Raw genomic sequence first — 20,455 nt, 5'->3', positions numbered from 1 at the left:
GGATAGCACGCCCGCCGCTTCGGCGCTCGGCCCCGCAGGCGACACGACGGCGAAACGGGGCGCGCAGATGCGCTATACTTGGCAGCGACGTGCGCCCTGCCGGGCGCGCGGACCGCATCGACATCAAGGAAGGGGCGCGGCCAACCCATGCGCATCGGATTCGACAACGACAAGTACATCGCGCTGCAGGCAGAGCATATCCGCAACCGCATCGACCAGTTCGGGGGCAAGCTCTACCTCGAGTTCGGCGGAAAGCTCTTCGACGACTTCCACGCCGCGCGCGTGCTGCCCGGCTTCGAGCCCGATTCCAAGATCCGCATGCTGAAGAGCCTCGCCGACGACGTCGAAGTGATCATCGCCATCAACGCCAACGACATCGAGAAGAGCAAGGTGCGCGGAGATCTGGGCATCACCTACGACGAGGACGTGCTGCGCCTCATGGACATCTTCCGCTCCGTGGGCTTCGCCACCTCGGGCGTCGTGATCACCCACTACGCCAACCAGCCCTCGGCCGGCGCGTTCCGCAAGCGGCTCGACAGCCTGGGGATCAAGAGCTACCTGCACTACCCCATCGCCGGCTACCCCTACGACATCGACCACATCGTGAGCGACGAGGGCTACGGCAAGAACGAGTACGTGGAGACGTCGCGCCCGCTGGTGGTGGTGACGGCGCCCGGCCCCGGCTCGGGCAAGATGGCCACGTGCCTCTCGCAGCTCTACCACGAGCACGCGCGCGGCATCGCGGCCGGCTACGCCAAGTACGAGACGTTCCCCGTGTGGAACCTGCCGCTCAAGCACCCGGTGAACATCGCCTACGAGGCCGCCACGGTGGACCTCGACGACGCGAACACCATCGACCCTTTCCACCTGGAGGCCTACGGCGAGACGACGGTGAACTACAACCGCGATGTGGAGATATTCCCCGTGCTCAAGGCCATGATGGAGCGCATCTCGGGCGAGAGCCCGTACCAGTCGCCCACCGACATGGGCGTGAACATGGCCGGCAACGCCATCGTGGACGACGAGGCCGTGCGCGACGCCGCCAAGATGGAGATCGTGCGCCGCTACTTCCAGACCGCCGTGGAGGTGAAGCGCACCGGCGCGGGCCAGGAGCGCCTCGAACGGCTGGAACTGCTGATGAACCAAGCGGGCGTGAACGCGAGCCTCTCCCCCGCGCGCTCGGCCGCGCTGCTGAAGGAGGAGACCACCGGCGGCCCCGCGGGCGCGATGGTGCTGCCCGACGGCACGGTGGTGACCGGCAAGACGTCGTCGCTATTGGGCGCGGCGTCGTCGCTTCTGATGAACGCGCTCAAGGGCGTGGCCGGCGTGGACGACGACATCGACGTGATCAGCGACGAGGCCATCACGCCCATCTGCCGCCTCAAGACCGACCAGCTGCATTCGCGCAACCCGCGCCTGCATTCCGACGAGACGCTCATTGCGCTCTCCATCAGCTCGGCCACCGACCCGCTGGCCGCGAAGCTCATCGACAGCGTGAACGGGCTGCGCGGATGCGACGCGTTCTTCAGCGTGATCCTGTCGGCCACCGACGAGAAGCTCTACCGCACGCTCGGCATCAACGTCTGCTGCGAGCCCAAGTACGAGCAGCACCGGTACTACCACAAGTAGGCGGCCGTTCGCGACGCGCGCACTGTCGCCCGAAAAGTACGTTTTCGGGCGCTATTCCGTACGTTTCGGGCGACAATGCGCACCGACGTGCCGTGCCGGCGGACCCCGCGTCCGCCGGCACGCGTGCTTTCTGCGCGTGTACGAGTGCGGAATTATTGCGATTACGATATAATTAATAGGAACAAGAACATGAGGCGGCGAAAGGAAGGCTCGATGCTCAGCACGAAGGAGGCGGCAGCGCGACTCGGCGTGTCCGAGCCGCGGGTGCGCGCGATGCTCGGCAAGCAGGTGCTCCAAGGGACGAAGATCGGGCGCACGTGGGCGGTGTCCGAACGGTCGGTCGAGAGCCGCTTGCGCGCCCGGCCCGCCGCAGGACGACCGAGGAAAGGCAGCGCCGCGGTGCAGTCGCCGCCTCCCTGCGACATCGAAACCGCGCGCCGCCTTTACGAGGAATGCCGCTCCACGTTGTCGGGGGCGTTCAACTCCGCGTTCCTCAGCCAAGCCGAAAGCCGCGAAGAGGAGAGCTTCTACGTGGCGGTGTCCACCTTCTTCCTCCAGCAGAGGCAGCGCGAGCTCATCGAGCAAGGCGTGTTCTGATGGCGGCGCCTCGCTACATCCTATTCGCAGGAGTGAACGGCGCAGGCAAATCGACCTTGTTCAAGTCTGGGCTATGGGATCGCACGAGCGTTTCGGAGGACATGCCCCGTGTCAACTCGGACGAGATCCTCGTCGCCCATGGATGGGATTGGGCGGATCGCTCGGCGCAGTTGCGCGCGGGCCGCGAAGCGCTCGAACTCGTCCGCACCTGCCTGGAGTCGCGGACGAGCTTCAACCAAGAATCTACTTTGACCGGCCATTCCATCATGAGGACCATCTCCTCGGCCAGACAACGGGGATTCGCGATCACCCTCTATTACGTAGGCGTGGACGATCCCGAGATAGCGAACCGCCGCATCAAGAGGCGCACGGAGCTCGGCGGCCACGGGGTGGATCCGGAAACGGTGAGGAGAAGGGCCCGCTCTTCTTTCGACAACCTCGTGAAAGCGGTGCCGTTGTGCGACGAGGCGTTCCTCTTCGACAACACCTATCTGTTGAAGCCCGTCGCCCGTATCGCGCGCGGGGATCTCGTGCGATACGAGTTCGAGACTATGGACGTGTCGTGGCCCGACGAGATCATGCAGCGGCTGATAGCAGCCGACGCTTGGGCTGGCTGGGAAGATTAGGCGGCGGCCACGATCCAGATCATGGTGCCGTAGATGAAGTCGGCGTCGCCCGCGTCGGCTACGGCTCCCACCAGCTGCTTCATGCCGAAGTCGGAGAACTCGCTGTACCAGACCAGGCTCATGCGGTCGCCGTCGGCGCGCAGCACCACCGGCGCATCGAAGGGAACCTCCAGACCGAGCGGCGTGAAGCGCGCGTCGGTCACGTACGTGGCGAGGCCGTTCTGCGCGGAGAGCGACCACGAGCCGCCGGGCAGGTCCATATCGGCGCGCTTGAGGCGGGCGCCCACGATGGCCACGTCGCGCTCGGAGCGGTTCTCCACCGTGACGGGGGGGGGGGGCGGACGCGGGGCGGCCCCGGCCCCCCCCATGGGGGCCATGGGAGGGAAGGGGGTGGGGACCCGCGGGGGGGCGGGCTGGGTCGTTTACAAAATCGGGCTCCGGCTCGGGAGCCTCTTCGATAGGATGCTCCTCGGGCGCCGGTTCTTCTTCGGGGGCTTCCTCCGCCGGCTCCTCAACAGGGTCGCCCTCGGGCGCTTGCGCATCGTTTTGCGGGGCCTCTGGCTCCACCGGCTCCTCGACCGGGGGGAGCTCGGGCGCGAGCGGGTCCACGAGCGCGCGGCCGTCGAGCTTCCAGGCGTAGGCGAGTACGTTCTCGTCGGTGCCCGAGTAGGCCGTCTCCAAGGGCTCTGCCGGCAGCTTCTCGAAGCCGAACGCCTCCTCGGCCTTCGCGTCGGGGGCGAAGGCGAAGTCGTCGGGCAGCTCCACGAGCTTCGGGCAGTCGAAGAACAGCCGGGTGACGTCCGTCGCGCCGGCCGGGACGTTCGCGACCTCCTCGAGGTTCGCGCACCCCTCGAACCAGTGCGCCAGGCTGGCGGGCTCCACCGCGTCGGCGAACACGACGCGCCTGATGTCGTCGGCCACGCCGGCCGCGAGCCAGGGCACCTCGTCGGCCGAGGCGAACGCGAGGGTGTCGCCCGCGCCGTCCACGACGAAGGTGCCGTCGTCCCACAGCTCGGCGACCACCGAGGAAGCCTCGTCGAGCCCGATGGACCAGGCGTTCTCATGCTCGGGAACGACGGGCGTGACGGGAGGCTCGGCCGGAGCAGCCGGCGGCACGGGCTCGGCCGAGGGCGTCTCGACGATCACGTTGTCCGCGTCGTCGACGGGAGGCTGCTCCGCCGTGTTGTCAGGTGCGGTTTCGGGAGCGGCTTCTACCGAAGGAGGGGTTTCGCCAGAAGCCGCTTCCGAAGCAGCAAACGACAAAGGCACCGGCCACAGCACGCCGGCAACCAGCAGCAAACAAAGGCCCAAGGCCGCGCTGAACCTCAGCGCGGCCTTGCGGGTTGACGTGTGATATTTGGCTCGACCAGTCATCTGTCCATGCAAGCGCCTTAGGCTGTCGGTGTACCGCCAAAAGCAACAGTCCACGTGATATCGAACAGGTGGATCGCACCCGTTTGGGACGGATTGGCAATCGTTCCGGCAAAGGTCAACGGGAGCGTTCCGGGAGTGCTCGCATTGGTCGCAGCCGGTATTTCCCAACCGGCGGCAGTTGCAGCGAATGAGCTTGCTGTAGACAGGTCGAAGCTGTTGACAGTCATTTTCACGCTGTTCGGATCGGCAGCAGTGGCACCGCTGGCAATGAGCTTGCCGGAAACTTCCGTTACGCTAATAGCCGAAACGTGAGCCTTTGCCAAGGTGCTTGCATTCCTCAGCTCAATATTGTTCGGCAGCGTGAAGCTTCCATCTGCGTTCACAGCTGCCGTGAAGGAGATCGGAACCGTCGCCTGTACCTGTGCGTCAACGTCAGCGCTAACCTCGGTTTTACCTTGGTTGCTCGCATTCACGGCATCCCATTGGGCCGGCTCGGTCGATGAGGCCGCCGCGAACGCGCTTCCGGCGCACAATCCTGTCAGCAATGTCGCTGCGCACACGCCGACGATTCCCCTCTTGACGCACTCGATCTTCTTCATGGTACCGTTCCTTTCCTGATGTGCCCTTACGTTGTCTGACATGCTCGCACTATCTCTTGTCGAAGGTTATCTTAGCCTTCGATACGCAACGTGATCTCGGCGGCCGCTTGGCCGGTCTGCTTATGGGTCTCCCTATCGTACCCGGTGAACGTGGCCACGGCGGCGTACTCGCCGGGCTCCAGGTCGCGCGACAGCTTGATGGTCTGAATATGCTGGTCAGGCGCGAGGGCACCGGACTCGTATACCGCCTCGCCCGAATCCTTCAAGGTGATCGTGACCTTCTGGTCCATGGGGTTGGCGGCGATGTTCTCAATGCGGGCCTCGCCCTCCGACGCACCATCGGGGAACGTGACTACGGCGGCGATGGAGATGTTCATCATGCCCTTCGCCACCTCTTCGTTGAGGGCGGCTTGGATCTCTTCCTTCGACTTGCCCTCGAACTGGCCCTGCGAGGCGGTGGAGTCGTACCAGTCCTCCACCGAGGGGTTCTGCGTGAGGAACACGCCCGCGCTCACGGCACCGGCCACGGCCAGCACGGCCACGATACCGGCGACCACGTGCTTGGACACGCCCAGGGTCTTGCCGGACTTCTTCACGGCTTCTGCGGCGGCGCTGGCTTTTGGGGAATGCGAGTCAGACGCTCCGGCTACGGAGTTCGCTTCGACAGATGCCGGGGCAGAATCGACGCGCGAGCCACACCCATCTGGGGCGTTCGCTTCGGTGTCGTCTACTGGAAGGCTCTGCGTGCTCTGACTGTCTGGCGTGCTCATACGTAAGGCTCCTATGCTCTGGCCCTTCTGCCGAGGCAAAAGAACTTGCATAGCAAACCATACCTCGGCGTCGTGAAACCGTCAATTGGGAGTTGAGCGACCGCTTATCCTATTTTAAGGATGATGTGGTGTTGATGCGCATCGCCGCGCCCCCGCCCTCCGGCGCGAGCGTCTCGACCAGCTCATCCTTGTCCGCTACGCCCATCTTGCGATAGAGGTTGCGGATGTGCGTCTTCACCGTGTTGCTCGACACGAACAGCTCGCGGGCGATCTCGGCGCGGGTGCGGCCCTCCAGCAGAAGACCGAGCATGTCCTCCTCGCGGCGCGTGAGGTCGAAGGCGCGCGCGGCCCGGGCGCAGCGGGCCTCGACGGAGTCCTCCTCGGTGCGCAGGCGGTCGACGAGCGAGCGCAGCTCGGCCACGCGCGAGCGCTCCCGCTCCTCCGCCGCGCGCCACGACCGCGACATCAGCGCGCCCGCCGCGAACGCGACGATGCAGAGCACGACGGCGAACAGGGCCGCAGCGCTTTCGCCATGCAAGTCGGTGAGTGCGAGGCACCCGATGACCCCGGCGGCGAATACGATAACGCGGAAGAAGGCGAGCAGCAGGTCCGCCTGAGCGGGGCCGTCGAAATACGCGGCGCGCGCGATGGCATGGCATGCGCCGCAGAACGTCGCGCCCACGCCTGCGAGGATCGCCGCCGTCGCCAGTATGTCGGTCATGTCGGTCCGCCTTTCGAGCCCGCGCGCCTTCCGCGCCCTTCCGCCGAAACAACGATAGCATGCAACTCCGTTCGACGCAGGGGTGAAATAAATCACCGTTGCGGCCATGCGGCGTGCAATGATAGGTTCGATCCAGATCGGATCGGGCGCCGCCCGATCGGCGCTTGCCAAAGGAGGCCGTCATGAGCAACGCACGCAGCATTCGCATCGCCATAGGAACCGTCTGCCTCATCGCCGTCGCGCTCGTGATGGGCTGGTTCGTGGGCCGCTACATCCCCGGCGAGCCGCGCATTCCCGAACCGCCCGTCGGCGAAGGGCTGTATACGGAGACGGGTTACGAGACGAGGGAGGTCATCGACCTTGATCCGGGATCCACGCTCCAGCTGAGGGACATCACCCAAGGCAGCCTCTACGAAGGGCGTCCGAGCGAGGTCGAGCAAATGCCGCGTGAGCTGGTGAACGCCCTCGAGGAATCGGGCATGTGGGAATACGACTGCCTCGACATCGACCTCAAAGTACGGGAAGTGAAGACCATCTCGACGAAAAGCTTCGCAGAATGGCACCCCGATTACGCGGGAACGTATCGCCCGGTGTACGACGACAGCGAGCTTATCGCGGTCACCGTGTCCATAACCAACGCTTCCGACAGCCTCATCACGCAATGGTACAAGCTGCCCATCGGGAACGCCAGGCTGTGGAGCGAGGAACTTGCCGGCATCGACGACAGCCTGAGCGCGGGAGCCGTGCTCGATGACGCGTTTGTATTCGCAAACGAGAACTACGGTCGCGACGAGCTGCTTGAAATCCAGCCCGGCGAGTCGCAGGAGGTCGTCCTGCCGTTCAAGGTGAACGCGAACAACCTCAAGGATCCGGGCGCCTTCGACGACCTCGACCCGTCCGCCTTCTGCCTCCAGATCGTCGACTACGACACCGGCACCGCCTACCGCCTCTGGCTGTAACGCTTCGGCAGCTCTCTTCAACGCGCCCGATCTTCGCTCCGAAAACATGCCTCATGCGCTGAGGCGTGTTTTTGGAGCGAAGATCGTGGACTGCAGCAAAAGCCCTAGAAGAACACCTTGGAGGCGTGCTCGTAGAAGCTTTCGCCTTGGTAGCGCAGAAGGACGGTGGGGGCCTCGCCGCGGCTCACGTAGATGCGGCGCACGGGGAGGTCGAAGGCCAGCAGCTCTCCGTCGGCGAAGAGCGTGGCCTCGCGCGGGTCGCGGTTCTTCGACAGGTCGACTTCCACCACGTCGTTCGCGGCCGTGACGATGGCGCGCGAATGCAGCGTGTGCGGCGCGAGCGGAACGGCCACCAGGCCGCCGAAGCCGGGCGCCACGAGCGGGCCGCCGGCCGAGAGCGCGTAGGCGGTCGAGCCCGTGGCCGTGGCCACCACCAGGCCGTCGCCGCGCATATCGGCGATGTGCGCGCCCGAGATGCCCAAGCTGAAGTCGATGATGCGGCCGTTCGCGCCGCGCGTCACCGCCAGCTCGTTGAGGGCGAAGAACGTGCACGGACGCTCGTCAGCTGGCGCCGCACGGGATCCTTCGGCTCGCTCCGCTCGCTCAGGATGACATTCCTCGTCGCCCCAGGGGTCGGGCTCGCCTTCGCACACGACGTCGATGCGCAGGTTCGCGCGCTGCTCGGCCACCACGTCGCCCGAAAGCGCGGCGGCCACCACGGCCACCACGCCCTCGTCGCTCGAGTTGGCCAGGAATCCCAGCCGCCCGAAGTTGATGCCGAGGATGGGCACGCCCGATGTGCCGATCTGGCGGGCCGTGCGCAGGATGGTGCCGTCGCCGCCCAGCACCACGGCCACATCCACGCCCGCGGCCAGCGCCGCGTTGAGCTCCTCGTGGTCGCAGCGGCAGGACAGCTCCGAGGAGTCCACCAGCGTGTAGTCCATTCCCTGCGTGGCCAGGTACGTTGCGAGCAGAAGCGACGCGTCCACGGCCTGCGAGTTGGAATTATTGCGTACGATGAGGATGCGCATGAGGGTCTTCTTTCCGGGTTTGCTATGATGGGCCATTATATCCGAAGCACCAGAAAGCGTCCCTCCATGCCCGACAAGCTCGCACGAGCTCAACACACGCGCGTTGACGAACCGGCATCCGCGCGCCCGAGCGCGGCCCCGCAGCGTGCGGCGTCGCATGCGCGCGCGGCCGACCCCGGCTCGACGTCGGAGATATTCGGGGGAGGACGCCACGCCGGACTCGCCCGCCCCGCCACCGCGGCGGCCGTGGCCCAGCGGGGGGTGCCCCGCCCCGAGCCGCGCCTGGATCCTGCGAGCGCGAAGGCCCGCCTGCGCGCGGCCGCTCCGGGCGAGACGGCCGAGATCCGCATCGGCGGGCGCCACGCGGGCCCCGACCGCACCACCCCGCCCCGCGTTTTTTTTTTTCAAGCAGAAGACGGCATACGGAATAGGAGTCCGTCCCGTGGGCTCGGAGAGGTGTATAAGAGCCAGCGCCGACCCCGCCTCCACGGCCGAGCTGCCGGTGGTCGGCCGCCACGCGGGCGTGGACAAGACGGCGCTCGCGCGCACGGACGCGCCCGAGCCCGACCAGGGCGACGCGGCCGCCGTGGGGTCTTCCGCTGCGCTCATCAGCGTGTGCACCATGATCTCGCGCGTGCTGGGCTTCGTGCGCACCTGGACCATGGCCTTCGCGCTGGGCTCCACGCTGCTGTCCAGCTCCTACCAGGTGGCCAACAACCTGCCCGCCCAGCTCTACGAGCTGGTGATAGGCGGCATCCTGGTGACGGCCTTCCTCCCGGTGTATATGTCGGTGAAGAAGAAGCTGGGGCAGAAGGCCGGCAACGAGTACGCCTCGAGCCTGCTCACCATCGTGGTGGCGGTGCTGGCCGTGGTGTCGGCGCTGTGCATCGCGTTCCCCTCGTTCTTCATCTTCACGCAGAGCTTCTACTCCGACCAGCGCGAGATGGCGCAGTCGGTGTTCTTCTTCCAGTTCTTCGCCATCCAGATCGTGTTCTCGGGCGCTACCGCCATCGTGTCGGGGCTGCTCAACGCCAACCGCGATTACCTGTGGTCAGCCATCGCGCCCGCGGCGCAGAGCATCGTGGTCATCGCGTCGTTCCTGCTGTACGCGGCGCTCGCGCCGAGCAACCCCGATATGGCGCTCTACGTCATCGCCATCGGCAACCCGCTGGGGGTGTTCGTGGCGCTGGCCATCCAGCTGCCGGCGCTGCGCCGCAACGGCATCCGGCTGCGCCCGCGCATCAACCTGCGTGACCCGGCGCTGCGCGAGACGCTCTCGCTCGGCGTGCCCGCCCTGTTCGTCATGGCGTGCTCGTTCGTGGTGGTGTCGGTGCAGAACGCCGCGGCCTACAGCTTCGCCGACAACGGGCCGTCCATCCTGCTGTACGCGCGCCAGTGGTTCACGCTGCCGTACTCTTTCTTGGCGGTGCCCATCACCACGGCCATGTTCACCGAGCTGGCTGACATGCAGGCCGAGGGCAACGCCGCGGGCGTGAAGCGCGGCATCGTGAGCGGCACCAACCAGATACTGTTCTTCATGGTGCCCTTCGCGCTCTACCTCATGGTGTTCTCGCTGCCGCTCATCACGGTGTTCCGCGCCGGCGCGTTCACCACCGAGAACGTGGCGTCCATCGCCTCGTACATGAGCGTGCTCGCGTTCGCGCTACCGGTGTACGGCGTGAACACGTATTTGCAGAAGATATTCTCGAGCCTGCGGAAGATGGGCGTGTTCGCGGCGTTCAACTTCGTGGCGGGCGCGGCGCAGGTGGCGCTCACCATGTTCGGCGCGTCGCATGCGGAAAGCTTCCCCATCGAGGTCATCGCCGTGGGCGAGGTGCTGTTCTACGTGGTGGCCGACGTGTGCCTGTTCGCGTACCTGCGCCGCCGCCTGGGGCCGTTCGGGCTGCGCTCCACGGCGAAGGCGTTTTTCATGGCGCTCGTGTTCGGCGGGCTGGGCGCGGCGGCGGGCGGCGGCGTGCTGTTCGCGCTCACGACGTTTGTCGGGCCGCTGTCGGGGTCGATCCCGCAGGCGCTCGCCTACGTGGTGGCCGGCGGCCTGGTGAGCCTGGCGGTGACGTTCGGCCTGTCCATCAAGCTGCATGTGCCCGAGGCCGCCTTCGTGGGCAACATCGTGGGCAAGGTGGCCGGCAAGCTGGGACGGGGATAAGGCGGCGGTTGCCACGCGAAGACGGAAGGGGCTCCGATGGACGAGCGACTAGACCATGCGGATATCCTCAAGAAGGCGGCGTCGGCCATCCTCTTGGGCGACATCGACGGCGCGGGCGCGCTGATCGAATCGGAGTACCCTTTCGAGCCGATCGAGCCGAAGAAGCGGCGGAGCTCCGCCGACCGGCTCGTGCGCTTTGCCGTTCGCGACGGCTTCATCGATCGGTATTCCGGCAAGAAGCTCGTCAACCCTGGGTTTTTGCGAACCCTGAGCATTCTTCTCCCTGAAACGTTCCCCTTCACCCCGCATTGGAGCATGAAGGAGGCGCACATTGCCTACTGGGAACTCACGCCCACGCTGGACCACGTCGACCCCATCGCCAATGGAGGCAAGGATGATGACGTCAACATCGTGACCACGTCGATGCTGAACAACTCGCTCAAATCGAACTGGCGGCTTGAGGACATGCAAGGGTGGAGCCTGCACGAGCCGGGACGCATCCAAGACTGGGACGGCCTGAGCAGCGCGTTCCTGAAGCTCGCCGAAGAGCATCCGGAGGTCCTCGAGAACAGCACCATCAAAAGCTATCACCGAGCGACGAGAAAGCACCTGCCGAGCAGCTCGCAGTAGCCGGTTCCGACTGCTCGGTCCTCCATGATCGGCAGCCGGGCTCGTTTGAACCGCCGGGCTTGGCCCGGGGAGCGGCGCGCATCGTGTATGATGCCCCCATTGGATAATTTTCAGCGGGAAACGGTGCCATGAACTTCAAAGCTTTGAGCGGCTCTTCCTCTTGGCTCGCCATCGTGGGCGCGGGCTTCTTCTGGTCGTGGATGGACCGCGCCATGTTCGGCGAGTCGCTGTACCTCGCGGACGGCGGCTCCTCGGCGGCGCTCGTGCGCGCCGCTTTCATCGCCATGCTGGCCGCGAGCGTCGTGGTGTTCGTCGGCGGCATCGCGCTGGCCCGGCGCTTCCCCGCGGTATGGAACGTGCGCGCCACTGTCCTCGCCGCCGCGGTCGGTGCCGCGAGCAGCGTCGGCGTGCTGGCCGGATCGATCGCCGAGCTGCCGGCCGTCGCCGTTGCGGGCGCCGTCGCCTGCGGGGCGGGCATGGCCGCGTTCAACCTCTCCTGGGGCCGCATCTGCATCGCCCAGGGGCCGGCCAAGGCTATGGCGCACATCTCGGGCGCATGGGCGCTGGGCCTCGTCATCAACCTGGTAGCGGAGGGGTTCGTGCCGCTCGCCGAGGCCGCGTTCGTCTGCGCGCTGCCGGTGCTGTCGTGCGCGCTCTATCTGGCCGACTTCAAGCTGCAGGACCGCGCGCCCTACCGCATCGACGAGTCCGAGGGCGCCCTCTCCCCCGCGCCCGTACCCCGCGCGCGCATCGCCGGGGTCGACGCGCGCTTCCCCGCGTTCATCCTCGTGTTCTGCATCGCCTTCGGCCTCATGTGCAGCTTCGAGATATTCACGCCCGCCGACGCCGCCCCGGGCACCGTGTTCGACATCGTGGGCCTGCGCGGCATCGTGGCGCTGCTGTTCTTCGCGGCGAGCCTCACCAAGCTTTCGCGCCATCGGGAACTGCTGTTCAACGTCTGCCTCACGTTCATGGTGTTCGGCGTGCTGGTCATGACGGTGGGCCTGTACACAAGCGACGTGCAGGGCCTCACGCGCGTGTTCATCCCCATCGGCTACGCGGGCTTCGACATCCTGGTGTGGACGCTCATCGCGTTCTACGGGAAGGCCGCAGGCGCGCCGCCCCTGCGCGTGGCCGCCGTGGCGATGGGCGCGGAGCAGGCGGGCATCCTGATCGGCCAGCTGGTCGGCACGGCGCTGGGCGGCGGAGAGGGCGCGGCGAACAACGCGGTGCTCATGGTGCTGAGCTACCTTCTGCTTGTGGCGGTGCTGGGGCTGACGCGGCTCGGCACGGCGGTGTGGCGCAGGCAGCGCGAAGAGGCCCCCGCCGGCGCGGGGTCGGCCGCGGAGGCGGCGGGCGACGACCACCTGGCCCGCTTCGCCGACGCGCACGGCCTGACCAGCCGCGAGCGCGACATCTTCGCGCTGTTCGCCGAGGGCCGCAGCGCGCCCTACATCGCCGAGATGCTGGTGCTGTCCGAGAACACGGTGAAGACCCACATGCGCCACATCTACACGAAGTGCGACCTGCATAGCCGCCAGGAGCTGCTCGACGCCATCGAGGCGTACAAGGAATAGGAGCGGGCCCGGCATCGTCGCCAGGCCCGCATCCAAGGAGGGAGGAGGTTTTGGCTGTGCGGTTCTGCGCGTCGCGCCCTACCCCTTCAGCATCGCGTGCGCCTGGTTGGCGGCGACGCGGCCGCCGTTGAGGCACTCGGCGCTGGCCGAGCCGGGCACGTCCATCGGGTACACGTCGCGGTAGAGCATGATGCCGTCGAGCCCGATCACGAACACGTTCTCCATCACGCCGCCCGCCTCGAGCACGGGGCGGAACATGCGGTCGGTCTTCACGCCGCCGAGCGGGCCCTCCATGCACTCGTGGATGCGGCCGATGTAGAACGGCGGCGTCTGGATGGGCAGCAGGTACTCGGCTTCCTTGCCGAAGATGTCGTCGACGCCGGCCGCGCACTTGGCGTTGTAATCGTCCACCGCCGCCTTGAGCGCCTGCGGGTCGAGGCCGGCCTGCTTCGCCACCTCCTCGAGCGTGTCGGCGCGGTAGCCGTCGTCGCCCTCGGCGATGATCTTCTCCCACTGAGCGGCCACGTCCACGCCCCACTCGTCGGCGTTCGCCTTGTCCTCGGTGATCTGCTTCTCGAAGATGGCCTGGTCGAACACCGTGTAGGCGATGCCGTTCTGCTCGTGGATGGGCGCGGACTGCGTGATCTGGTTCTCCACGCGGAACACCAGGCTCTCGTCCACGAAGCGGTCGCAGTCCTGGTTGACCCAGAGGAACGGGCCGCCGAAGCAGAACTCCGTCCACAGCGGGCCGAACACCTCCACCTGGTGGCTGATGCGGTTGTACTTGAGGTAGCACACGCCGGTGAATTCGGCCGCGCCGGCCGCGAGCACCATGTTGACGCCGTCGCCGAAGTGACCGGGCGTGCCGATGCGCTCGAGCGTCTCAAGGTTGAAGCCGTGCTTCTGCAGCCGCTTGTCGTCGTTGGCGAAGCCGCCGGTGGCCAGCACTACGAACTTGGCCTCGTAGCGCACCAGGTCGCCGAACGCGTCGATGGCATACACGCCGTTCACCTTGCCGGACTCGTCGTAGCTGAACTCCAGCGCGCGGTTGTTCAGGCGGATGTCGGCGCCCGCGTCGCGCAGCTGCTGCTGCAGGGGCAGCACGTAGCCCACGTAGGCCGCGCCGTCCTTCCACCAGTGGAACGACTCCACCTTGCCCGACGTCGCGCCGCACGGGTAGTTGTCGATGAGCCCGTCCAGCTGGCAGCCGCATTCGTCGATGAGCCACTCGATGTTGTCGGCCGACGCGTCGATGAGGTCCTTGTACAGCAGGCCGTTCGGGCACCACTGCGCCTTGCCCAGCTCCTCCTGCATGATGACCGAGCGGTCGCACGTGACGCCCTGCTCCTTCTGGAAGCGCGAGTCCACGGCGAAGGTGCCCTCCACGCCCTGGCCGTTGCCGCCGAGCGTGGCCTGGCCTTCCAGCAAGATGAAGTCGTCGCCGTTCTTGGCGGCCTGCACGGCGCACGCCAGGCCCGCGAAGCCGCCGCCCACGATGACGATGTCGGTGGGGATGACCTCCATGACCTCGTCGGGGTTCACCTCGATGCCCGAGCTGTTGATGGTGCCCTGCTTCGCTGAGCCCGCGTTTGCGGGGCCGGCCTCGGCCTTCGCCTGAGGCGCGCAGCCTGCGAGCCCTCCCACCGCCGCCGCAGCCGCGCCGAGCGCGCCTAGGGTGACGAAGTTCCTGCGAGAGATGTTCTCCATGATGATGCTCCTATCCGATACGAGGTTCGTCGCTTAGTTCTTGGAAAAGCCCTTGTCGGCGCTGTAGGCGATGGGCGAGCCGTTCACCGTCATGCTGGCGTCGGTGACGGCGAAGCGGTAGTTCGTCTGCTGGCTGTCCTCGCGCGCCGTGCTGGCTTTGACGGCCTGGATGGACACCGTGAGGGAGGCGTCCTTCACGTCGAGGTCGGCCACCTTCTTGTACTGGAGCAGCTTGTCGAAGAACTCGGCGTAGGCCGGGTCGTCCTGCGTGATGGTCGCCGGGCTGTCGGCGTCGGTGAGGCCCAGGTCCATCATCGTGAACAGGTCGCCGGCGGCCATGATCACCTGCTTGGCGTTCGTGCGGTCCTCGGTCGAGACATCCGAGCCGCCCGCGCCCGCTCCGCCGCCTGCGCAGGCCGCCAGGCCCAGCATGGCCGCGAGCATGAGCGCCGCCAGCGCGGCGAGGCCCGCCCGGGCCGTCTTCCTTTGCGTGTTGGCGTATCCTTCCATGGTTCCCCTTCCTTCGATGTGAACTCCCTTCGCACCCTGTGGTGCAGCTCGCATGATGGGGGAAGCGGGCGGTGGCCGCGACACACGAAAATGACGAAGCGCAAGGTACGGGTCAAGTTCACCAGAAAAGGATTACTTCGGGTGAAACGCCTGATGAAGGGAGCATGGTGCGCCTGGACGGGCATGCAGATCGGTTGCTGGCTTTCGCACGAAGGGGTTTTGTGCAGCGGGAGGGGTTTTACCTGCGACGGGCGAGAGCGGCGCCGGATGCGACGAGCGCGCCGGCGGCGAGGGCGACTGCGACGGCGAGCTTGGGGCCAAGGGGATCGCCCGTCTTGGCGAGCTTGCCTTGGGAGGCGACGCGCTGATGGAGGGCTGGACGCTCGAGCTCGCTCGACGAGGCCGAGCCCGACGCCGTGCCGCCGTTGTCGGGCGCAGGGGCGGGTGCGGGGATCTCATCGAATTGGGCGGCCACCGTCATGTTCTCGGTCACGTAGTCGAACGCGCGGTCCCAGCCGGCGAACTCGTAGCCGTCGGGAGCCGTCACCTTAGGCGCGGTCGCCGCGCCGAACAGCTTCACGGTCTCGGTGGCGAGCGGTGCGCCGTCGAAGCCGACGAACGCCACCTCGCGCGTAGCCGTGATGTTGAACGACCCGTCCTTGTTGAGCGTGCCGATGTTCTCGCCGTCCTCATACACCGGCGTGGGCTCGTTCACGAAGAGCCTGTCATCATCGTAGGCAAGCAGCTGATGGAGGTCGGTCGCACCGAAAGGAGCGGCTAGGGCGAGCGTCGCCTCGGTGCCCACGGACACGCCGCCGACGGGAATGGGCTGGCCGATAGCCACTTGCGACAGGTCGAGGATGCCGCCCAAGGCGGTGATCGAGCCGGTCACCTTCGCCTGCGGGCCGAGAACGAGCGTGGCTTTCTGCCAGACGTACGCGCCCATGATCTCACCGTCAACGCGCACAGTGGCGGAGTTGAACACGTCAATGGCCGCCTCGTCCGTCTCCAGCGTGATCTTGCCGTCGCCGCCGACGGCGTCGTCGCGCGCGGTGTCCACCTGCACGACCTCGTTGTCCGTCCCGGTCACGACGAACGTGGTAGATCGCTTCACCGTGAGCGTGCCGATGCGCACATTGGAGCCGATGCCCACCTTGCTCACGTTCGCGTTCACGACGACCGCGCCCGCCGGAGCGTCGGGGCTGGACATGCCCTCGATAGCCACGCCGTCTCCCGAGATAGTGAGCGTCGAACCGTCCCACAAGTACGAGGACTTTGGCCCCGAGACGTCGAACGGCCCCTCAGTCGCAGCGGATGCCGCGCCGGGAAGGCCGAGGACGAGCGCGACGAGCAAGGCGGCGGAGAAAACGAGGCGACGCGGGGTGCGAAACGCAGCGGATGCGAACATGGAACGGCTCCTTGAAACGACGACAGTGCAAGGAGCCTAGCACGCGCACCCGCGCTGCCGAACGTTCCGTCACCCCCGCGAAACCCGCAGTAGCCAGGTTGTTACGAACGTCCCGCGATTCCCGCCCGCATGCAAATGCCAGGCCTTCACCCGACAGAGAAAAGTCCGCCCGCCCTCAACGCATGCAGCTTGCCCGAGGGCGGGCGAGGAATCGGTTGACGCCGAGCCGGAAGCTAGAAACTCGGCAGGTAGGTGTTCACGGCGTGTTCGGCAGCCCATTTGCCAGACGCACGCGCCCAAGCCTGGCACGATGCCGGGGCGACCACGACGTCGTAGCACGACCCGAAGAGCCCGCCCGCGTCAGAACCTGCAGCGTACAGGCCGTGAATAGGCTCGAAGTCCGAGCCGATGACGCGGCAGTCGGTATCGACTTTCAAGCCGCCGACACTGTTGTACCACGCCAAAACGGTCTTAAAACCGTAGAAGGGGCCGTTTTCAACCTTCCGCATATATTTCGGATCCTTTTGGAACATCTTATCGATGCCTGCATCCACCTCGCCGTTCCACGTAGAAACCGTATCCTGCAAAGCTTGCGGATCGATCTCAAGCGCCTCGGCGAGCTCTGCGATCGTATCGGCCTTCACGACGCGCGGGTTATCCCTGGCGAGCGCCTCCTCTATCTCGCTGCCGAACTCGGGAACAGGCTCGTTCGCCTTGAAATAATTGGTTCGCTTCGTGACGGGGCCTTCCGTCTCGATCTTCTTCACGAAGTCCTGGTCGACTACCACGAAAATATGCTTTTGCTGGGCGCCGATCAGCCCCGAAAGCGCCCAATCGGAAATGCAGCTCTCATCGCAGAATCGAACGCCTTTCTCGTTCACGAACATAGTGTCCGCCTGGTTGCAGCCGCAGATCACGAGCGCGGACTTGTTGAAGTGCCCGGGGAGCACGGGACTGCAGAAGCTGATGGCCTCAGGGTGGTGCAAAGCTGCCCCGAGGGCACGGCCCATGTTGATGGCGTCGCCGCGCTGAGACCCGCTCGTGCCGTAAGGGATGAGCGAATCGTAGTTGTAGTGGGTGAATTCCTCGAATAGCTCCTTGTTGGCCGAGAATCCGCCGGTTCCCAGAACGACGGCCTGGGCGGCTATCTGCACGCGCGTTCCATCGCGGCGTTCGCACAGGGCCCCCTTGACAACATTCGAACCGTCATCGGCAACAAGTTCGACGGCTCTGCAATCGAAAGCGAATTCGACGCCAAGCTTTTTGCAATACTCGTACATGGTGAGTATCGCGAATTTGCCTGCGCTCACGCCGCCTTCCTCGTCCTCGGCGTACTTGATGGCGGGCGACTTCGCCAAAGCGGACTCGATGCCGGCCTCGTCGGCGAAATGGACGCCTTGGCTGTTCTTGCTCCACTCGAACACGTCGAGCGCTTCATTGCAGAAACGGCGAACGAGCTGGGCATTGGCGGCGTTTTTATGGTAGTCCATCATGTCCGCGTACGAGCCCTCGATGACCTCTTCGCTGGCTGGCCGCCAGCACGCTTCCACGTACTTCGAATTACCGCCGAGCCCGTTTTCGGTGAGCGCGTCGATGCAGAGGACCTTCGCGCCGAGCTCCGCTGCGCGGGACGCGGCGCAGAGCCCGCTTGTGCCCGTTCCGCACACGAGAACCTCGCATTCAAAGAACTCCGAAGGAGCGGGCTTGGAGGCCTCGCCCTCGAAACTGCATCCAGCAAGCGTTCCCGACGCGATGATTCCAGCTCCCGCGAGAGCGGATCCGGTCAAAAAGAACCTTCTTGAAATATTCTGAGCCATGTTGCAGCCTCCTACTCGAAACCGTTCCATCCATCGGGCACTTCGATGTTGTGGCACTCCACGCAATACAAGGTCGACTGTTCGTGCATGGAATGGCACATCGAGCAATTGTCGTCGCCACGATGATTGTCGTGGGGATTGTAAAGGCCTTCCGGGTTGTAGACGGTCTTGGTGCCCTTCATGTCCGCAGTCGAGGCGACAATGGAATCCCACTCGTCGCCGTGGCACTCGAGGCAAAATTCACGGCTGCCGATATCGGATGAATCGAGGGGCGTCTCAAAATCCCCGCTGAGCCACTTCATGCCCTCGGTCAGTTGCTCGTCGAGCTTCGCCTCGTGGCAATCGAGGCATTTCGATCCCGTTCTGGCGTGGGTGGTTACCAGCAAAGACGAATCGCTCGACTCGTAACCCTCGACGTAGCTGTCCATGGGGTCATGGCAGATGGCATTGCAGAAGCTCGGTTGATCATGCCAGACGGCGAACCCTATGCCGCAGACGACGAGCACGCCGATGACGACGGCCGCCGCAACGAGCGCCTTTCGAGGCTGCTTCTTCGGTTGCCTGCCCGTTCCGTCTCCCGAACCCTGTTCGGACCGAGGCTCGTCGACGAACCGCTCGCTCCCTGTTTCGTTCATGTCGCTCCCTCCTTGCTCTTCCGGCAGTTTCCTCGGGGCTCCCTTCGATCCCCGCCCGGCGCACTATACGCAACTAAGCACGACCGAAAATACCCATAAAACGGTGTTTTTCTTGGTGAACGCACCCCATAAAACTTGGGTGATACGCTTGATCGCGGGCAATGATATCCTTTGCGAAGGTAAAGGCGGCGGGAAGGGGAACAGCCGTGTCGCAGCTCAGCAGATCGACTTTTCTTTCGACAATGGGGTTGGCATTCTATTGGCCGTTTTTCCCCACCGGCATCTTCTCCCGCTTGTTCGCCCATTACCCAACCGGCCCCTCGATCCATTTCACCTGCTACATAGCCCTCATGGTTCTCATAGGCGTTTTCGCCATCGTCGCAGTGGCGCTTCGAGCGCGGATCGAACCAGCCATCCGCAAGCAGCGCACCATGGTTGTTTGCTTCGGGCTCCTCTGCTCTCTTGGCATGCTCGTAATTTTCAACGCCCCATTGCTGCTGGCAAATCCCGTGCCGCTGGCCATCGCCGGAGTGGTTTTTGCCGCAGCAGGCTACTCGTTGCTGACGTTTGCGTGGGCGAACGAGCTGGCGGGATTGCCTGCGGAAGCTATGGCCACCTCGGTTGCCGTTGCCTTTTTGGCGGGAAGCCTGTTTGGGATGATCGCCTATCTGCCCGTGCTTCCCTCGGTCTTGCTGTTTTCCGCATCTCCTCTTCTATCGACGCTATGCTGGCGTTTCACCACGCTTTCGCCCGAAGGCGAGACCGATCTGTCTGTAGCGTCGCTTCGTCGTTTGCCGCTCGGCATCATCGGTCTCGTTGTCTTTTTCATAATCGGCGGGCGCTCGGTGGTCGGCATGCTTCTGCAGATAGACGGGCAAGTGCCCCTGTACGAGCGGCTCATAGTGATAGCCGTCACCGTCGTGGTGTTTGCCCAGATGCGTTTCGGAATGAAAAAGTCGCAGGAGTCCGGCCGCGGATTCGAAAAGCTTTGGCTGCCTATCGCAATCCTCTTCCTCGTCGGGCTGACAATCGTCACGCCCTTCGGAACGGAGTGGTTTCATGTTGGAACGGGCTTTCTCAGCGCTGAGGTCGTTTGCTTGGAGTTCTATCTGTATCTTCTCCTCATGACCTACGTTCGGTCGGAGCGCCTGTCCCCCACCTTGGTTTTCGGTCTCTACCTCGCCTGCATCAAGGTCGTTCCCATACTTTTGCAGAGATTGATCATACCCCTGATCTCGCTCGCACTCGGCTTGACCGCCGAACAGGGGATCATGTCGCTGTCCGTCCTTATGAACCTCATCGTCGTCTCAGGCATGCTCATATACTTCACGCGAAGGACAACCGACGATGCGGTCAAGCTGTCCAACTCGGAGCAGTCTGCGCGCGTCCTTGCGTGCGAGAAGATGGGTGCGGCGTTCGGACTCTCCTCGAGGGAGACGGAGGTGGCCCTTCTTATTTCCCAGGGTAACAGCCAGAAAAGAGTCGCCGACGAGCTCTGCCTTTCGATCGGGACGGTGCAAAGCTATTCGAAGGCGATCTACCGGAAGATGGGCATCCATTCGAAGCAGGAGCTGATCGACATCGTCAACGACAAGATGCGCTGCTGACTCACCTTTGCACGGGGAAGGCTCTTCGCTCGCGAAGAGCCAGCGTGCTCGCAGTTGTTACGCGAGGATCGATCGCGCTCTCCCGACGCCC

At 65.1% G+C, this 20,455-nt stretch carries 19 protein-coding genes; 9 read left to right on the top strand and 10 right to left on the bottom strand.

What is annotated here, in order from left to right; all coding sequences use genetic code 11:
* Positions 1–147: 147 nt before the first annotated feature.
* From FX134_RS14280 to FX134_RS14270, 3 genes are all read left to right on the top strand, one after another.
* Positions 148–1,629, top strand: a complete 1,482-nt coding sequence (locus FX134_RS14280; protein WP_080803449.1) for a DUF1846 domain-containing protein — start codon at positions 148–150, stop codon at positions 1,627–1,629.
* A gap of 213 nt (positions 1,630–1,842) precedes the next feature.
* Positions 1,843–2,226, top strand: coding sequence for a helix-turn-helix domain-containing protein (locus FX134_RS14275; RefSeq protein ID WP_080803446.1), 384 nt, complete (start codon positions 1,843–1,845; stop codon positions 2,224–2,226).
* The gene (locus FX134_RS14270) at positions 2,226–2,852 is read left to right on the top strand and encodes an AAA family ATPase (protein WP_080803444.1); all 627 of its coding nucleotides are present in this window, start codon (positions 2,226–2,228) and stop codon (positions 2,850–2,852) included. Before FX134_RS14275 ends, FX134_RS14270 begins: the two co-directional genes overlap by 1 nt.
* Here the strand turns inward: FX134_RS14270 and FX134_RS14910 are convergent.
* Positions 2,849–3,220, bottom strand: a complete 372-nt coding sequence (locus FX134_RS14910) for a hypothetical protein (protein WP_232050973.1) — start codon at positions 3,218–3,220, stop codon at positions 2,849–2,851. The two genes, FX134_RS14270 and FX134_RS14910, sit on opposite strands and share 4 nt — an antisense overlap.
* Before the next feature lie 7 nt (positions 3,221–3,227).
* Here FX134_RS14910 and FX134_RS14905 point away from each other — a divergent pair, with 7 nt between their 5' ends.
* Entirely contained in the window at positions 3,228–4,199 is a 972-nt protein-coding gene (locus FX134_RS14905) for a hypothetical protein (RefSeq protein ID WP_232050972.1), read from the top strand.
* 44 nt (positions 4,200–4,243) lie between these two features.
* On the opposite strand, the gene FX134_RS14260 is transcribed toward FX134_RS14905, so the two are convergent.
* From FX134_RS14260 to FX134_RS14250, 3 genes are all read right to left on the bottom strand, one after another.
* On the bottom strand, positions 4,244–4,825 hold the full coding sequence (locus FX134_RS14260; RefSeq protein ID WP_080803441.1) for a hypothetical protein: 582 nt from the start codon (positions 4,823–4,825) through the stop codon (positions 4,244–4,246).
* A 71-nt stretch (positions 4,826–4,896) separates the two neighbouring features.
* Complete coding sequence (locus FX134_RS14255) at positions 4,897–5,421, bottom strand: flagellar protein FliS (RefSeq protein WP_232050971.1); 525 nt, start codon at positions 5,419–5,421, stop codon at positions 4,897–4,899.
* A gap of 283 nt (positions 5,422–5,704) precedes the next feature.
* Positions 5,705–6,316, bottom strand: coding sequence for a helix-turn-helix transcriptional regulator (locus FX134_RS14250; RefSeq protein WP_080803432.1), 612 nt, complete (start codon positions 6,314–6,316; stop codon positions 5,705–5,707).
* Positions 6,317–6,498: 182 nt separating this feature from the next.
* Here FX134_RS14250 and FX134_RS14245 point away from each other — a divergent pair, with 182 nt between their 5' ends.
* Positions 6,499–7,275 (top strand): hypothetical protein, encoded by a 777-nt coding sequence (locus tag FX134_RS14245; RefSeq protein ID WP_080803429.1) that lies wholly within the window; start codon positions 6,499–6,501, stop codon positions 7,273–7,275.
* 104 nt (positions 7,276–7,379) lie between these two features.
* Here FX134_RS14245 and FX134_RS14240 read toward each other — a convergent pair whose 3' ends face one another.
* Positions 7,380–8,306, bottom strand: coding sequence for an NAD(+)/NADH kinase (locus tag FX134_RS14240; RefSeq protein ID WP_080803427.1), 927 nt, complete (start codon positions 8,304–8,306; stop codon positions 7,380–7,382).
* Positions 8,307–8,748: 442 nt separating this feature from the next.
* On the opposite strand from FX134_RS14240, the gene murJ reads away from it, so the two are divergent.
* The 3 genes from murJ to FX134_RS14225 all read left to right on the top strand — a co-directional run bounded on the left by murJ (position 8,749) and on the right by FX134_RS14225 (position 12,680).
* Entirely contained in the window at positions 8,749–10,473 is a 1,725-nt protein-coding gene (gene murJ, locus FX134_RS14235; protein ID WP_232050970.1) for a murein biosynthesis integral membrane protein MurJ, read from the top strand.
* 36 nt (positions 10,474–10,509) lie between these two features.
* Complete coding sequence (locus tag FX134_RS14230; RefSeq protein ID WP_080803423.1) at positions 10,510–11,103, top strand: hypothetical protein; 594 nt, start codon at positions 10,510–10,512, stop codon at positions 11,101–11,103.
* A 128-nt stretch (positions 11,104–11,231) separates the two neighbouring features.
* Complete coding sequence (locus FX134_RS14225; RefSeq protein ID WP_080803420.1) at positions 11,232–12,680, top strand: helix-turn-helix transcriptional regulator; 1,449 nt, start codon at positions 11,232–11,234, stop codon at positions 12,678–12,680.
* A 78-nt stretch (positions 12,681–12,758) separates the two neighbouring features.
* Here the strand turns inward: FX134_RS14225 and FX134_RS14220 are convergent, their stop codons facing one another.
* The 5 genes from FX134_RS14220 to FX134_RS14200 form a co-directional block, all read right to left on the bottom strand.
* Positions 12,759–14,387: an FAD-dependent oxidoreductase gene (locus FX134_RS14220; RefSeq protein ID WP_080803416.1), complete on the bottom strand. Its 1,629-nt coding sequence runs from the start codon at positions 14,385–14,387 to the stop codon at positions 12,759–12,761.
* Between the two features lie 33 nt (positions 14,388–14,420).
* Complete coding sequence (locus FX134_RS14215; protein ID WP_080803413.1) at positions 14,421–14,897, bottom strand: hypothetical protein; 477 nt, start codon at positions 14,895–14,897, stop codon at positions 14,421–14,423.
* Positions 14,898–15,135: 238 nt separating this feature from the next.
* Positions 15,136–16,305: a hypothetical protein gene (locus FX134_RS14210; protein WP_080803409.1), complete on the bottom strand. Its 1,170-nt coding sequence runs from the start codon at positions 16,303–16,305 to the stop codon at positions 15,136–15,138.
* Positions 16,306–16,538: 233 nt separating this feature from the next.
* The gene (locus FX134_RS14205; protein ID WP_172623507.1) at positions 16,539–18,122 is read right to left on the bottom strand and encodes an FAD-dependent oxidoreductase; all 1,584 of its coding nucleotides are present in this window, start codon (positions 18,120–18,122) and stop codon (positions 16,539–16,541) included.
* 11 nt (positions 18,123–18,133) lie between these two features.
* The gene (locus FX134_RS14200; protein WP_080803401.1) at positions 18,134–18,757 is read right to left on the bottom strand and encodes a cytochrome c3 family protein; all 624 of its coding nucleotides are present in this window, start codon (positions 18,755–18,757) and stop codon (positions 18,134–18,136) included.
* Between the two features lie 206 nt (positions 18,758–18,963).
* Between FX134_RS14200 and FX134_RS14195 the strand changes: the two genes are divergently transcribed.
* Positions 18,964–20,364 carry a helix-turn-helix transcriptional regulator gene (locus FX134_RS14195; RefSeq protein ID WP_172623506.1) on the top strand — a complete coding sequence of 467 codons (1,401 nt, stop codon included), beginning with the start codon at positions 18,964–18,966 and terminating at the stop codon, positions 20,362–20,364.
* Positions 20,365–20,455: the final 91 nt, after the last annotated feature.

Origin of the sequence: Arabiibacter massiliensis (assembly GCF_902386925.1) — a bacterium.
In the GTDB taxonomy this organism is placed as follows: Bacteria; Actinomycetota; Coriobacteriia; order Coriobacteriales; family Eggerthellaceae; genus Arabiibacter; species Arabiibacter massiliensis.
The sequence above is the reverse complement of the archived record's forward strand: the minus strand, read 5'-3'. Positions and strand labels throughout refer to the sequence as shown.

What these genes read in the sequence shown, in the direction of transcription:
- FX134_RS14280 (WP_080803449.1), top strand. Translation starts at nt 148, where the DNA reads ATGCGCATCGGATTCGACAACGACAAGTACATCGCGCTGCAGGCAGAG.
- FX134_RS14275 (WP_080803446.1), top strand. Translation starts at nt 1,843, where the DNA reads ATGCTCAGCACGAAGGAGGCGGCAGCGCGACTCGGCGTGTCCGAGCCG.
- FX134_RS14270 (WP_080803444.1), top strand. Translation starts at nt 2,226, where the DNA reads ATGGCGGCGCCTCGCTACATCCTATTCGCAGGAGTGAACGGCGCAGGC.
- FX134_RS14910 (WP_232050973.1), bottom strand. Translation starts at nt 3,220, where the DNA reads ATGGGGGGGGCCGGGGCCGCCCCGCGTCCGCCCCCCCCCCCCGTCACG.
- FX134_RS14905 (WP_232050972.1), top strand. Translation starts at nt 3,228, where the DNA reads ATGGGAGGGAAGGGGGTGGGGACCCGCGGGGGGGCGGGCTGGGTCGTT.
- FX134_RS14260 (WP_080803441.1), bottom strand. Translation starts at nt 4,825, where the DNA reads ATGAAGAAGATCGAGTGCGTCAAGAGGGGAATCGTCGGCGTGTGCGCA.
- FX134_RS14250 (WP_080803432.1), bottom strand. Translation starts at nt 6,316, where the DNA reads ATGACCGACATACTGGCGACGGCGGCGATCCTCGCAGGCGTGGGCGCG.
- FX134_RS14245 (WP_080803429.1), top strand. Translation starts at nt 6,499, where the DNA reads ATGAGCAACGCACGCAGCATTCGCATCGCCATAGGAACCGTCTGCCTC.
- FX134_RS14240 (WP_080803427.1), bottom strand. Translation starts at nt 8,306, where the DNA reads ATGCGCATCCTCATCGTACGCAATAATTCCAACTCGCAGGCCGTGGAC.
- FX134_RS14230 (WP_080803423.1), top strand. Translation starts at nt 10,510, where the DNA reads ATGGACGAGCGACTAGACCATGCGGATATCCTCAAGAAGGCGGCGTCG.
- FX134_RS14225 (WP_080803420.1), top strand. Translation starts at nt 11,232, where the DNA reads ATGAACTTCAAAGCTTTGAGCGGCTCTTCCTCTTGGCTCGCCATCGTG.
- FX134_RS14220 (WP_080803416.1), bottom strand. Translation starts at nt 14,387, where the DNA reads ATGGAGAACATCTCTCGCAGGAACTTCGTCACCCTAGGCGCGCTCGGC.
- FX134_RS14215 (WP_080803413.1), bottom strand. Translation starts at nt 14,897, where the DNA reads ATGGAAGGATACGCCAACACGCAAAGGAAGACGGCCCGGGCGGGCCTC.
- FX134_RS14210 (WP_080803409.1), bottom strand. Translation starts at nt 16,305, where the DNA reads ATGTTCGCATCCGCTGCGTTTCGCACCCCGCGTCGCCTCGTTTTCTCC.
- FX134_RS14205 (WP_172623507.1), bottom strand. Translation starts at nt 18,122, where the DNA reads ATGGCTCAGAATATTTCAAGAAGGTTCTTTTTGACCGGATCCGCTCTC.
- FX134_RS14200 (WP_080803401.1), bottom strand. Translation starts at nt 18,757, where the DNA reads ATGAACGAAACAGGGAGCGAGCGGTTCGTCGACGAGCCTCGGTCCGAA.